Source organism: Rubrivirga sp. (genome assembly GCF_965213695.1).
Taxonomy (GTDB): domain Bacteria; phylum Bacteroidota; class Rhodothermia; order Rhodothermales; family Rubricoccaceae; genus Rubrivirga.
The window spans coordinates 3750058-3762357 of the sequence record NZ_OZ243912.1 but is presented as its reverse complement, the minus strand read 5'-3'; the positions used below and the strand labels follow the sequence as shown (position 1 = coordinate 3762357).

At 71.8% G+C, this 12300-nt stretch carries 11 protein-coding genes; 8 read left to right on the top strand and 3 right to left on the bottom strand.

What is annotated here, in order from left to right; translation table 11 throughout:
- Positions 1 to 62 precede the first annotated feature (62 nt).
- Positions 63 to 752, bottom strand: coding sequence for a hypothetical protein (locus ACOOHE_RS16650; RefSeq protein WP_420455209.1), 690 nt, complete (start codon positions 750 to 752; stop codon positions 63 to 65).
- Positions 753 to 1063: 311 nt separating this feature from the next.
- On the opposite strand from ACOOHE_RS16650, the gene ACOOHE_RS16645 reads away from it, so the two are divergent.
- Positions 1064 to 1462: a BLUF domain-containing protein gene (locus ACOOHE_RS16645; RefSeq protein ID WP_420455208.1), complete on the top strand. Its 399-nt coding sequence runs from the start codon at positions 1064 to 1066 to the stop codon at positions 1460 to 1462.
- Between the two features lie 435 nt (positions 1463 to 1897).
- Here the strand turns inward: ACOOHE_RS16645 and ACOOHE_RS16640 are convergent, their stop codons facing one another.
- Positions 1898 to 3886 carry a M1 family metallopeptidase gene (locus ACOOHE_RS16640; RefSeq protein WP_420455207.1) on the bottom strand — a complete coding sequence of 663 codons (1989 nt, stop codon included), beginning with the start codon at positions 3884 to 3886 and terminating at the stop codon, positions 1898 to 1900.
- Between the two features lie 149 nt (positions 3887 to 4035).
- Between ACOOHE_RS16640 and ACOOHE_RS16635 the strand changes: the two genes are divergently transcribed.
- A complete protein-coding gene (locus ACOOHE_RS16635; RefSeq protein ID WP_420455206.1) occupies positions 4036 to 4992 on the top strand; it encodes a T9SS type A sorting domain-containing protein in 957 nt (318 codons plus the stop codon).
- 52 nt (positions 4993 to 5044) lie between these two features.
- Entirely contained in the window at positions 5045 to 5776 is a 732-nt protein-coding gene (locus tag ACOOHE_RS16630) for an ABC transporter ATP-binding protein (protein WP_420455205.1), read from the top strand.
- Positions 5777 to 5809: 33 nt separating this feature from the next.
- On the opposite strand, the gene aspS is transcribed toward ACOOHE_RS16630, so the two are convergent.
- A complete protein-coding gene (aspS, locus tag ACOOHE_RS16625; protein WP_420455204.1) occupies positions 5810 to 7690 on the bottom strand; it encodes an aspartate--tRNA ligase in 1881 nt (626 codons plus the stop codon).
- 137 nt (positions 7691 to 7827) lie between these two features.
- Here aspS and ACOOHE_RS16620 point away from each other — a divergent pair, with 137 nt between their 5' ends.
- The 5 genes from ACOOHE_RS16620 to ACOOHE_RS16600 all read left to right on the top strand — a co-directional run bounded on the left by ACOOHE_RS16620 (position 7828) and on the right by ACOOHE_RS16600 (position 12277).
- On the top strand, positions 7828 to 8139 hold the full coding sequence (locus ACOOHE_RS16620; protein ID WP_420455203.1) for a hypothetical protein: 312 nt from the start codon (positions 7828 to 7830) through the stop codon (positions 8137 to 8139).
- Between the two features lie 58 nt (positions 8140 to 8197).
- Positions 8198 to 9172, top strand: coding sequence for a methylmalonyl Co-A mutase-associated GTPase MeaB (gene meaB / locus ACOOHE_RS16615; protein ID WP_420455202.1), 975 nt, complete (start codon positions 8198 to 8200; stop codon positions 9170 to 9172).
- A gap of 127 nt (positions 9173 to 9299) precedes the next feature.
- On the top strand, positions 9300 to 10856 hold the full coding sequence (locus ACOOHE_RS16610) for a peptide MFS transporter (RefSeq protein WP_420455201.1): 1557 nt from the start codon (positions 9300 to 9302) through the stop codon (positions 10854 to 10856).
- Positions 10857 to 10865: 9 nt separating this feature from the next.
- Entirely contained in the window at positions 10866 to 11036 is a 171-nt protein-coding gene (locus ACOOHE_RS16605; protein WP_420455200.1) for a hypothetical protein, read from the top strand.
- On the top strand, positions 11033 to 12277 hold the full coding sequence (locus ACOOHE_RS16600) for a hypothetical protein (protein WP_420455199.1): 1245 nt from the start codon (positions 11033 to 11035) through the stop codon (positions 12275 to 12277). The genes ACOOHE_RS16605 and ACOOHE_RS16600 overlap by 4 nt, the downstream gene beginning before the upstream one ends.
- Positions 12278 to 12300: the final 23 nt, after the last annotated feature.

Genomic DNA, 12300 nt, shown 5'->3' with positions numbered 1-12300 from the left:
GGACGCAAACCTAGCCCCGCCCCGTGCCCCCGGTCCGTCACCGCCGACGAATCCCGGGCGGATCAGCCGCCGGCCGACCGCACGAACCGCCCGCGCAGCGTCCCGTCGGCCGCGAGCACGTCGAGCCGGACGAGCCCGGCCTCCCAGCTCCACCACTCGACCGTCGTGCCGCCGTCGTACAGCGGGCGCTCGACGCGGATCGCCGAGACCGTGCCGGCCGGGACCGTCACCGGCTCCGGCCCGGTGGCCGGGTACGAGACGCCCCCGAGGTCGTAGCTCCGCTGACAGTTGCCGAACTCTTCGAGCGTGCCCGGCCGGTTCGGCGCGCGGACGAACGACAACCGGCCCCGCGAGCCGCCGCTGACCCATCCGCCCCCGGTGCAGTCCACGTCAACGACGACCGCGATGCCGTCCTCGACGACCTCGATGTCCTCGTCGTCGAGGGGGAACGGGACGTCGGCCCCGAACGAGGTGAAGCCCGGCGCGTCGGCGCTGCGCCAGACGACGTGGCGGTCGGTCCGCCGCCAGCGCTCCGAGGCCACGACGGCCATCTCGAAGCCGCGAGCGCGGGCCTCGACGGTCCGGTGCGCGCCCGAGGTGCCGTCGGAGACGAAGGCGCGGAGCGAGTCGGGGCCGGGCTCGTAGTCGAACACGGCCACGGCGCCGGCCTCGGCCCAGGTGGGGCCGGAGTCCGGCGAGAGGGCGTCGCAGCCGGCGAGGGCGAGGGCGGCGAGGAAGAGGAGAGGACGCATCGAGCCCGGTGAGAGGGACCGACAAGGTCTCGGCCGGAGGCCCTCGCGCCCTGGTCCGAACGCACTACCCGCGCTCCGACGCGCCCGGCCCGGGCGGCGGCACTCGGATCCCGCCGCTCATCCCCACTCTTCGAGTGGGCAGGGCATGGGGGGTGAGGCAAGAGGGATGGGGGCGCACGGACGCGGCTCCCTCGTGCCCGTCCCTCATGCCCCATGCCCAACCGTCAGGTTCCGCATCACGGGTCCGGCCGCTCCTGGCTTCAGAGTGCGCCGCACTGGCCGATCCCCCTCAGAGTCCCTCCCTTTCTGCCGTGGTCACCCGCCTCGTCTACGCCTCCTCTGCCGTCGGAGCCCTCAGCCCCGACGACCTCCTCCAGATCGTCCGGACCAGCCGGCGGAACAACGCGGCGGTCGGCGTGACCGGAGCGCTGCTCTACCACGACGGCAACGTGATGCAGGTGCTCGAAGGGCCCGCCGAGGCCGTCGACGGCGTGTTCGCCCGGGTCGGGGCCGACAAGCGGCACCGGGGCGTCCTCACCCTCCTCCGCGAGACGGCCGACGAGCGGGCGTTCCCCGAGTGGTCGATGGGCCTGCTCCGCCCCGACGACGTCTCGGCCGACGGGGTGGGGCCGCTGTTCGAGGTCGCCGCGCCGGGTCCCGAGCGGGCCCGTCGCCTCCTCCACTCGTTCCGCGCCCTCGTCGGCCGTTAGTGCCGTAACACGTAGCTCGCGGGCGGATCCCCCGCCTTGCGGTCGCTGAGCCTGTCCTGAGCGGAGCCGAAGGGCTCCCAGGTCGGGGAGCGGTCCCCCTTCGAGGGGAGGGCCGCTAAGTTCTCGGGCGCGAGTCATATTCCTACACAAAACAATAGTCATCCCCGCGAAGGCGGGGACCCATACGGGGCCGCTCGCCGGACACAAGGGGCGCATGGATTCCCGCGTGCGCGGGAATGACGACTGTGATTTGATTGCTATCGACAGAACGTAGCAGCCCTGCCCTTCAAGGGGGACAGTCGGTCCGCCCGCTGAGCGGAGCGAGGGGCGGACGGACGGGGGGGCCGGCCCACGACCAAAGGGTCATGACACTAGCGAGGCGTCCGCCCCGGCGAGGTGGCCGAGGCGGGCGCCGGTTCCGCGTCAGAGCCCACGCTACAGGTCGCGGATGTCGTTGGACGGGTCGGCGTCGGGCGCGTCGCCGGACGGGTTGAGCCGGGCCGAGACGAGCACGCGGCCCGCGGTTGGGACGCGCGCGGCCACGTCGTCGGTCGAGAAGTAAGCCTCGGCCGGAATCGTGGCCGTCGCCGTCGAGCCGTCCGAGAACGTGAACTCGACCGTCGTGGGCAGCACGACCTCGCCGCGGTTCTCGACCGACGCGACGGCCACCCCGTCCTCGACGGTGAGCGCCGCCAGCGCCTGGTCGAACTGGCCGGTCTCGTAGAACCAGCCGCGCCAGAACCAGTCGAGGTCCTCGCCGGTCACGTCCTCGATGGTCCGGAAAAAGTCGGCCGGCTGGGGGTGCTTGTAGGCCCACCGACGGATGTACTCGCGGAAGGCCGCGTCGAACCGCTCAGGCCCCACGACATCATTGCGCAGGAGGAGCAGCCCCTTGGCCGGCTTCCGGTACGCGAGCCAGCCCAGCGCCGGGCGCCGGATCCGGTCGGGGTACGTCATGATCGGCTGGTCGGCGGAGTACGGCTGGCGGAGAAAGTCGGCCGCCGCCGGGCCCTCGGTCAGCCGGATGACGCGGGCCGAGTCCGACATCCCGTAGCCGGCGATGGTGGGGTCGTCGTTCTCGTCGTAGAAGGCGACGTTCGAGAACGTGTTGAGGTACGAGGTGAGCCCCTCGTCCATCCAGGCGTAGCGCCGCTCGTCCGAGCCCACGATCATCGGGAACCAGTTGTGGCCCAGCTCGTGGTCGACGACGCCGAACAGGCTCATAAACCGGGCGCCGACGCCGGAGAAGTGGAGCATCGGGTACTCCATCCCGCCGACCACGCCGGCCACCGAGATCGCGACGGGGTACGGGTAGGGGTACCAGCGGCTGTTGTTGAGGATGGACGCCCGGCCGAACCGCGTGGCCTCCTCCCACCCGGGGTTGTCGGGCGTGCCGAGCCCCTCGTGCGGGTACGCGCTCATGATGAGCACGTCGTTCGTCGACCCGTCCTCCAGCTCGACCGACGCGGTCGCCGCGTCCAGGATGAACGCCTCACTCGCGGCCCAGGCGACGTCGCGGACGTTCTCGGCGCGGAAGCGCCACGTCGTCGTCCCGGTCGGGCGGGGCCGGGAAGCCGGCGTCCCAACCTCCTCGGGGCGGACGATGTAGACGCGGTCCGTCGACTCACGAGCCTCCGTCAGCCGCTCGCGCTGGGCGTCGGTGTAGACCTCGCGCTCGTTGAGCAGTTCGCCCGTCCCGACGACGGTCATGGTAGAGGGGACGGTGACGGCGTACTCGACGTCGCCGTAGCCGAGGTAGAACTCGCCCTGGCCGAGGTACGGCATCGTGTTCCATCCGTGGACGTCGTCGTAGACGGCCACGCGGGGGAACCACTGGGCGAGCTCGTACACCACGCCGCGCTCGGTCGGGAGCCGTCCCATCCGGTCGGCCCCGTACTCGGGGACCACGAACGAGTACGGCACGACGATCTCGACGCGCCCGCCCTCGGCCTCGACCGGCTCGGCGAGGTCGAGCCGCATCCGGGTGTCGTCGATGACGACGGCGACGGGGCCGCTGTCGGCCGTGACGCGGCCGAGCCGGTAGCCGCCCTGGGGGAACGAGCCGCGCCAGCGGCTGTCGGGCGGCGTCCGCAGCGCGCCCCGGCTGGCGGGCGCGAACAGGTTCTGCTCGAGGTGCATCCAGACGTAGTCGAGCGCCTGCGGGCTGTGGTTGGTGTAGGTCAGGCGGACGGTCCCACTGACGGTGTGGGTGGCCGGGTCGAGCGTGGCCTCGATCTCGTAGTCGTTCCGGTTCTGCCAGTAGGCCGGGCCGGGGCGCCCGTCGGCCGCGCGGTACGGGTTGGGCGTCGGGAGCGCGAGCGGGGCGAAGAGCGCGTCGTTCGTCTCGGGCAGCGCGTCGGTCTGGGCGGCGGCGGGGCCGATGAGGAGGGCGAGCGCTGCGAGGAGGCCGGTCGGGCGAATCATGCGGAGTCGGGAAGGGAGGGTCGAGAACGTAGTCACGTCTCGGACGCGCACTGTCACTCGGCGTGCCCGAGTGGCGTCGGAAGTGCACCCGTGCTGGAGGCCGGTCGGGCTAGATTGGAGACACTCCGTACCCACGGATCGAGTCCGCCATGCTCCGACGTCTCGCCCTTTTCGTTCTCTTCGTTCCGGCCGCCGCTGCCCAGGACGTCACCCAGTTTTTCCCGCTCGCGCCCAGCGACCGATGGGTGTACGACGTCGAAGGCGAGGTCCCGATCGACACCGCGTCGGTCTCGGTCCGAGCCCAATCGACGTGGACCGTGCTCGACGTCCGGTCGTCGGCGGAGATGGACACGGTGCGGATGGACGTTGCGCGGGTCCACGCCGACGGCGCGCGTGACAGGACCGAGTGCTCGTTCTTGACGGGCCGAGGTGGGCAGCTTCCGATGTATGGCATTCCGGGGTCCAATCCTCCGCCGGCCTGCAAGCTGGCAGGGGGGCTCCCGTTCTCTACTCGGTTTGCGGGTCTGTTGAACGCCCGGGACTCGCTCGGCGCTCAGGAGGTCGAGGTCGGCAGCGAGACGTACGACCGCCAGGCGGAGGAGTGGTCGTTCCGGGCGAACACGTCCTGTCAGCCGCGCTTCTGCGGAAGCTACCAGTCCGAAGAGATCTGGGTCCGGGCGACGATGGTCGCCGGAATCGGGCAGGTCGCGATGAACACGACGCACCGGCTCCGGAGAGGGTGCGTGCTGAGAGCGAGGGGGTACGTGTGCACGACGGATCGGAGCGACACCCTCCGGGTGCAGCTTCTCGGAGCCGAAGTGGGCGGCGTGATCTACGGCGACATCAGCCCCGTGGCGACAGATCCAGGACCCGAACCGCCGGCGCCCATCTTGCGCGTCGGCCCGAACCCGGCCCGGGCGTCGGTGACGGTCTGGGGCGCCGACGGCGCCGAGCTGACGGTGTTCGACCCGCTCGGCCGCCTCGTCCGCCGGCACCACGGCGGCGCCGTTGGACCCGTCGCTGTCGACATGTCTGGCTTGCCGGCGGGCGTGTACACGATTCGGTCGGAGCGCGGGGCGTCGACCCGCGTGGTCATCGTCCGCTAGAGCACGCAAAACCCCGCGCGCCGGGCGGCGTCGGACGGCCTCCCCCGGACCCATGCCCGACGTCGCCCCCGCTCCCGCCGCCGACGCGCCCCCCGCGGCCACCGACCTCGTCCTCGACCTCCGCGGCGTCGTCAAGCGCTACCGCGAGGGCGACGCCACGCGCGACGTGCTCAAGGGCGCCGACCTCGCGATGGAGCGCGGGCTCGTCGGCGCGCTCGTCGGGCGGAGCGGGGCCGGCAAGTCGACGCTGCTCAACCTCGTCTCGGGCATCGACGCGCCCGACGCCGGGACGGTCGCGGTCGACGGCGTCTCGCTGGGCGACCTCTCGGAGCGCGAGCGGACCCTCTTTCGCCGCCGCCACGTCGGGTTCGTGTTCCAGTTCTACAACCTCGTCCCGACGCTGACCGTCGCCGAGAACGTCCGTTTCCTGCTCGACCTCGACGGGGCGCCGGACGCCGGCCCACGGGCCCGGGCGCTCCTGGAGGAGGTCGAGCTCGCGGACCGCGCCGACGCCTTCCCGGACCGGCTCTCGGGCGGCGAGCAGCAGCGGGTCGCGATTGCCCGGGCGCTCGCCCACGACCCCGGCTTGGTCCTGGCCGACGAGCCGACCGGCGACCTCGACGCCCGCACGGGCGCGCTCATCCTGGACCTGTTGGAGCGGCTCACGCGCGAGCGCGGCCGGTCGCTCCTGATGGTCACCCACGACGAGTCCATCTTGCAGCGCGTCGACGCGGTGTACCGGCTGGCCGACGGCACGGTCGTGCGCGAGGCCGGCGGTCGGTAGGAGCGACTCGGCGAGACGCCCCTACGCGGAGACTCAGGTCGGGTCGGCGGCGAGCGGGCCCGTCGTATCCACGTCCGGCACGTCGACGGTCGTGGCGATGTGGAGCTCGGCGAGCTGCTCGGGGTCGACCATGTCGGGGGCCGACGACATGAGCTCGGTCGCCTGCTGGGTCTTGGGGAACGCGATGACGTCGCGCAGGCTGGTCGCCCCGGTCAAGAGCATCACGAGCCGGTCCAGGCCGAGGGCGATGCCGCCGTGCGGCGGGGCCCCGTACTTGAGGGCGTCGAGGAGGAAGCCGAACCGGCGCTGGGCCTCCTCCGGCGAGATCCCGAGCAACTCGAACATGCGCGACTGGACGTCCGAGCGGTGGATGCGGATGGAGCCGCCGCCGATCTCGGACCCGTTGAGGACCAGGTCGTAGGCCTGCGAACGGACCGCACCAGGGTCGTCGGCCAGCTTGGCGATGTCCGGGCCGGCCGGCGCCGTGAACGGGTGGTGCATGGCGTGCCACCGGCCGGACTCCTCGTCCCACTCGAGCAGCGGGAAGTCGGTGACCCAGAGGAACGACCACGGCCCGTCGGCGCCCTCCGGAATCAAGCCGGTCTCGCGCGCCATGTGGAGGCGGAGGTCGCCCATCTGCTCGAAGATCTTCGGCTGCGGCCCCGCGAGCATCAGCACCAGGTCGCCGGCCGTCGCGCCGACCGCGTCGATGACGGCCCGCATCTTGTCGCGTCCAAACACCTCGTCCTTGACCGACTGGCTGAAGTCCGACCCGTCGGCGGGGAGCTTGGCGTAGAACAGGCCGCCGGCCCCGATCCGCTTGCGGACGACGTCCTTGTCGAGCGTGTCCATCGGCTTCCGCCCGCGCCCGCCCTCGCCCTCCACGCGGATGGCCACGACCGCGCCGCCGTCGTCCAGCACGCTCTCAAAGACTCTGAACTCCGAGCCCCGAACCTCCCCCGAGACGTCGGCGATCTCCATTCCGAACCGGAGGTCCGGCTTGTCCGAGCCGAAGCGGCGGATGGCTTGGGCGTACGTCACGTGGGGGAACGGCGTCGGGATCTCGATGCCCCGGGTGTCGCGCCAGATCTGGGCGATCAGGCCCTCAACCAGCCCGTAGATCATCTCCTCCGTCGCGAACGTCATCTCGACGTCGATCTGGGTGAACTCCGGCTGGCGGTCGGCGCGCAAGTCCTCGTCGCGGAAGCACTTCGTGATCTGGACGTAGCGGTCGAGCCCGGCCACCATCAGGATCTGCTTGTAGGTCTGGGGCGACTGCGGGAGCGCGTAGAACTGGCCCGGGTGGACGCGGCTCGGGACGAGGTAGTCGCGGGCGCCCTCGGGCGTCGACTTCATCAGGACCGGCGTCTCGACCTCGACGAAGTCGTGGTCGTGGAAGTAGCTCCGCGTGCTCTGGTAGAGCCGTGAGCGGAGCATCAGGTTGCGCTGGAGTCGGGCTTTGCGCAAGTCGAGGTAGCGATACGTCAGGGCCGTCTCGTCCGACGGCCGCGTCGCGCGCGGGTCGTTCTCGGACACCACGAACGGCGGCGTCTCGGCCACCGCCAGCACCTCGACGTCTTGGACGTAGACCTCGACGTCGCCCGTCGCCATCTCGGGGTTCTTCCGCTCTCTCACGCGGACCTCGCCGCGCGCCGAGATCACGTCCTCCATCCGCATGTGCTCGGCGAGCTCCGCCAGCGCGGCGTCGATCTCGGGACTGAACACGAGCTGGGTGATCCCGTAGCGGTCGCGGAGGTCGACAAAGTTGAGCCCGCCGAAGTTGCGGCGCTGGTCGACCCAGCCCTTGAGCACGACCGTCCGCCCGGCGTCGGCCTCGCGGAGCGCGCCGCAGGTGTCGGTCCGGTCGCCGTGCGTCGGGGCGTCGGTGGGGGTCAGGCGGGCGGCGTCGGCCATCGGGCTGCGGGGAGGGGAGCGCGCAAGCTAGGCGGGCCCCCGCTACCGGCGGGGTGGAGAGACGGCGGAAAGGGGGCCGGATCGGGGTTACGTTCGCGCCGCTCGACGCGGCCTCCCCCCGTCCCTCTCCCTCGTCCATGCGCCCATCTTCTCTCGCCCTCGCGGCGGTCTTGCTCCTCGCCCCGCTCTCCGGGTGCGTCACCGTCAGCCCCTACGGCGACGACGCCAAAACGCCGACGGCCGAGGCCACGGCCTACGCCGAGGCCCTGCTCGCCCGCCCGTCGGAGACGCTGACGGACGAGGAGCTGGCGTTCCTCACGCTCTACGCCCAGCAGGCCGAGGCCCGCAACACGCAGGCCCGGGCCGAGTTCGAGCAGAACGTCTTCTTCGTGTCGACCGGGCTGTCGGTGCTCAGCGCCGTGATCCTCCTGATCGACCGGCTCAACTGAGCCACGGGCACGGCCAGCGGCGACCGACCGGGCTCGCGCCGCGGCGCGATCTTGGGCCATGCCCGATGTGCCCGCATCCCGCCCCAGCGGGGCCGCCGCCCTCGTCCCCGACAGCCTGCCCCGCCCCGGCGGGGTCCTCGCCGGCCAGCGCCGGGCCGTCGCCCGGGCGCTGACCGCCGTCGAGAACGGCCTGCCCGGCGCCGACGTGCTCGTCGACGCGCTCTACCCGCACACCGGACGGGCCTGGCGGATCGGCGTCACCGGCCCGCCCGGCGCCGGCAAGTCGACGCTGACGGACCGGCTGGTGACGGCCTTCCGCGCGCGGGGGCAGACCGTCGCCGTCGTCGCCGTCGACCCGTCGAGCCCGTTCACCGGCGGCGCGCTCCTGGGCGACCGCGTCCGGATGGACGGCCACGCTGAGGACGACGGCGTGTTCGTCCGGTCGCTCGCGGCGCGCGGGGCGCTCGGCGGGCTGAGCGAGGCGGCCGAGGGCGCGTGCGACGTGCTCGACGCGGCCGGCTTCGACGTGGTCCTCGTCGAGACGGTCGGCGTGGGGCAGGGCGAGGTCGACGTGGCCGAGACGACCGACACGACGCTCGTCGTGCTTGTCCCCGAGTCCGGCGACGCCGTCCAGGCCATGAAGGCCGGGCTGATGGAGGTGGCCGACGTGTTCTGCGTCAACAAGGCCGACAAGCCGGAGGCGGCCCGGCTGGTGAGGGCGCTCCGCGCGACGCTCCACCTCCGGCCCGAGGGCTCGGCGCAGCCGGCCGTCGTCACCGCGTCGGCGCTGGCGGGCGACGGGATCGACGGGCTGGTGGCCGCGCTCGACGGCCACCGGGCGGCGCTGGCCGAGCGCTGGGACGAGGTCCGCGCCGAGCGGCTCCGGCGGCGCGTGCGGCGGTTGGTGGAGGGCCGCTGGCGCCGCGCCTTCTGGGCCGATGGCCGGGCCGAGGCGCTGGCGCGAGCGGTCGCCGAGCTGGACCCGTCGGAGCGGGCGCCGCACCGACTGGCAGCGCGCGTGCTGGGGGAGTAGGTCGGCGCCCGTGACGCGGCGCCCGTGACGCGGCGCCCGTGACGCTCGGCCGGCCGGACGCGGCTCTGGGGCATCGCCTGATGACGCGGCTATCTTCGCCCGGCTTCCGCTCTCCCATCCCCACACCATGCCGAAGGACCCCGGTAACGAAATCCCTGATCCCCGAGCTGCCGGCGCCGTCGTCGGCGCGGGCGGCGGAGCGGCCGTCAACACCGAGCCCCAGTGGTTCGGGCACCCCCGGGGGCTGTCGACGCTGTTCTTTACCGAGATGTGGGAGCGGTTCTCGTACTACGGGATGCGGGCCGTCCTCATCCTGTTCATGACCGAGGCCACGACGGCGGCCAACCCGGGGCTCGGGTTCGGGACGGCCGAGTCGGCGGCGATCTACGGGCTCTACACCTTCTTCGTGTACGTCCTGGCGCTCCCCGGCGGCTGGGTGGCCGACAAGGTCTGGGGCCAGCGGAAGTCGGTGTTCGTCGGCGGCTGCATCATCATGGCCGGCCACATCGCGCTGGCCATCCCGACGACGGCCACGTTCTTCACCGGGCTCGCGCTGATCGTGGCCGGGACCGGCCTGCTCAAGCCCAACGTGAGCGCGATGGTCGGCGACCTCTACCCCGAGGGTGGCGCCCGCCGCGACGCCGGGTTCTCGATCTTCTACACCGGCATCAACCTGGGCTCGTTCTTGGGCGTCACACTCGTTGGGCTCGTGGGCGAGGGGATCAACTTCCACTGGGGGTTCTCGCTCGCCGCGCTCGGCATGTTCCTCGGGCTCGTCCAGTACAAGGTGGGCGGGCGCCACATCGAGAACGCCGGGACCCTCACCGTCGACACCGACGAGGCCGGGCTCCGGTCTCGGACCCAGCGGTTCTACCTCGTCGCCGCGGTCGTGACCGGGCTGGCGCTCCTCTTGGGCTGGCTGATGGCGAACGACGCGCTCGGCATCTCGCTGACCGAGCTGGCGGCGTACCTCGGCTACGTCGTCGTCGGGCTGGCCGTGTTGTACTTCGCGTTCCTGTTCGTGGCCGGCGGCCTGACGGGCGTCGAGAAAAAGCGGCTGGGCGTGATCGTGTGGCTGTTCGTGCTCGCGGCCGTGTTCTGGAGCGGGTTCGAGCAGGCCGGCTCGTCGCTCAACCTGTTCGCGCGCGACTTCACGGACCGGACGATCGGTAGGTGGGAGATGCCGGCGTCGCTGCTCCAGAACGTGAACGCGTTCTTTATCATCCTGCTCGCGCCCGTCTTCGGCGGGCTGTGGACGTGGCTGGCGCGCAAGAACGCGAACCCGTCGATCCCGCTCAAGTTCGGGTTCGGCCTGCTGGGGCTGGCCGTCGGGTTCCTGGTGCTGGCGTGGGGCGCGGCGAACGCGACCGAGACGGCCCAGGTCGGGATGTCGTGGCTCATCGTGACCTACTTTTTCCACACGGTCGGCGAGCTCAGCCTGAGCCCGGTCGGCCTGTCGTCGATGACGAAGCTGGCCCCGGCCGGCCGCGTCGGCCAGATGATGGGCGTGTGGTTCATGGCGGCGGCGCTGGGCAACCTGTTCGCGGGCCTGGTGGCCGGAGGGCTGGAGGGCCTCCCGCCCGGCGACCTGTTCATGAACGTGGCCCGGACCATCGGGATCGCGGCGCTCGTCGCCATCGCGGTCTCGCCGTTCGTCAAGCGGTTCACGGCCGGCGTCGAGTAGCCCCGTCCCATGCCCGACCAGACCGACGTCCGCGTTACCGTCCTCCCCCACGGCGAAGGGCTGGCGCTCCCCGCCCACGCCGACGCCGCTGGGGTCGGCCGGGAGGTGAACCGCCAGCGGGACCTCGCGTGGCACCTGGAGCAGGACGCCATCGCCGACGTCGAGGCTCGGGTGGCATGAGGGACCCGCGAGACGAGAAGGTGTCGGTGACCTGCGAGGCACAGGCGTCCGAGACGTGCGTCGGCACGCACGCGATCTCGGTCCGCGCCGTCGCGAAGACGCGCGCCCGCAATGGGGGCTGGTACCTTTGCCTGCCCTGCTCGCGGCGGCTGAAGTTTTCGGGCCGTGCCAACCCCAACGCCCGCCACATGTCCCTCGACGACGCCGCCCTCGACACCATCGATACCGAGGGCAAAGCCTACCTGCTCGGTTGGATTGCCAGCGATGGCAGCGTGAGCGAGGGAACGGTGTCGCTCCAGATCCACGCCAAGGACCGGCTCGTTCTGGGTACCCTCCTCCGCATCCTCGGCGCCGACCTCCCGGTCACCGAGCGGGGCGACCGCGTCGGCATCTCGATCAACTCGCGGCAGATCGCGCGGGCTGTGTGCCGCCACCTCGGGATCGGGCCCGGCAAGAAGAGCGGCACCGTCCGGTTCCCAGACCTGTCCTCCGAGGATCTCCGGTGGGCCTTCGTCCGAGGGGTCTTCGACGGAGACGGCCACGTCGTGGCTCCAGGCCGAACCCGGACCGCGCCCCGGTGCGGGATCACGACCCAGTCTGCCTCGATGCGGGCCTCCATTCTAGAGGTCTGCCAGATTCCTGCGTACCACGATCCGAGGGAGGGCCGGCTCGAGTGGAACGGGAATGCCGCGCTCGACTTCCTGGGGCGGCTCTACGACGGCGCGGACCACTACCTGAACCGGAAGCGCGACCTGTACCTGGACTGGTGCGTGTGGGTCCCGTCGCTCTCCGGGGGGGGGCGCTACGGCGACGCCGACCTGTTCCGATGGACGAAGACGCGGCCGGACGCCGTGGCCCCGTCCAAGTCGCGGGCGTCGGACTCCGGGTTCGACCTCGTCCTCCTCGAGCCCGTTAAGGTCCTGGGCGACGTGACCCTCTACGACACCGGCGTCCGCGTTCAGCCGGCGTACGGGTGGTACTTCGACTTGGTCCCCCGGTCGTCCATCTCGAAGACGGGGTACATGCTCGCCAACAGCGTCGGCGTCATCGACCGGACGTACACCGGGCCCGTGCTCGTCGCCCTTCGGAAGGTGGACCCCGAGGCGCCCGAGCTCGCGCTGCCCGCTCGGCTCGTCCAGATCATCCCTCGGCCCATCGTCCAGGTCCGCATCGTCGAGGTAGACGACCTCGACACAACCGAGCGCGGGGCCGGCGGCTTCGGCTCGACGGGGACGGCGTAGGCCTTTCTCGACCCCCACGTCAT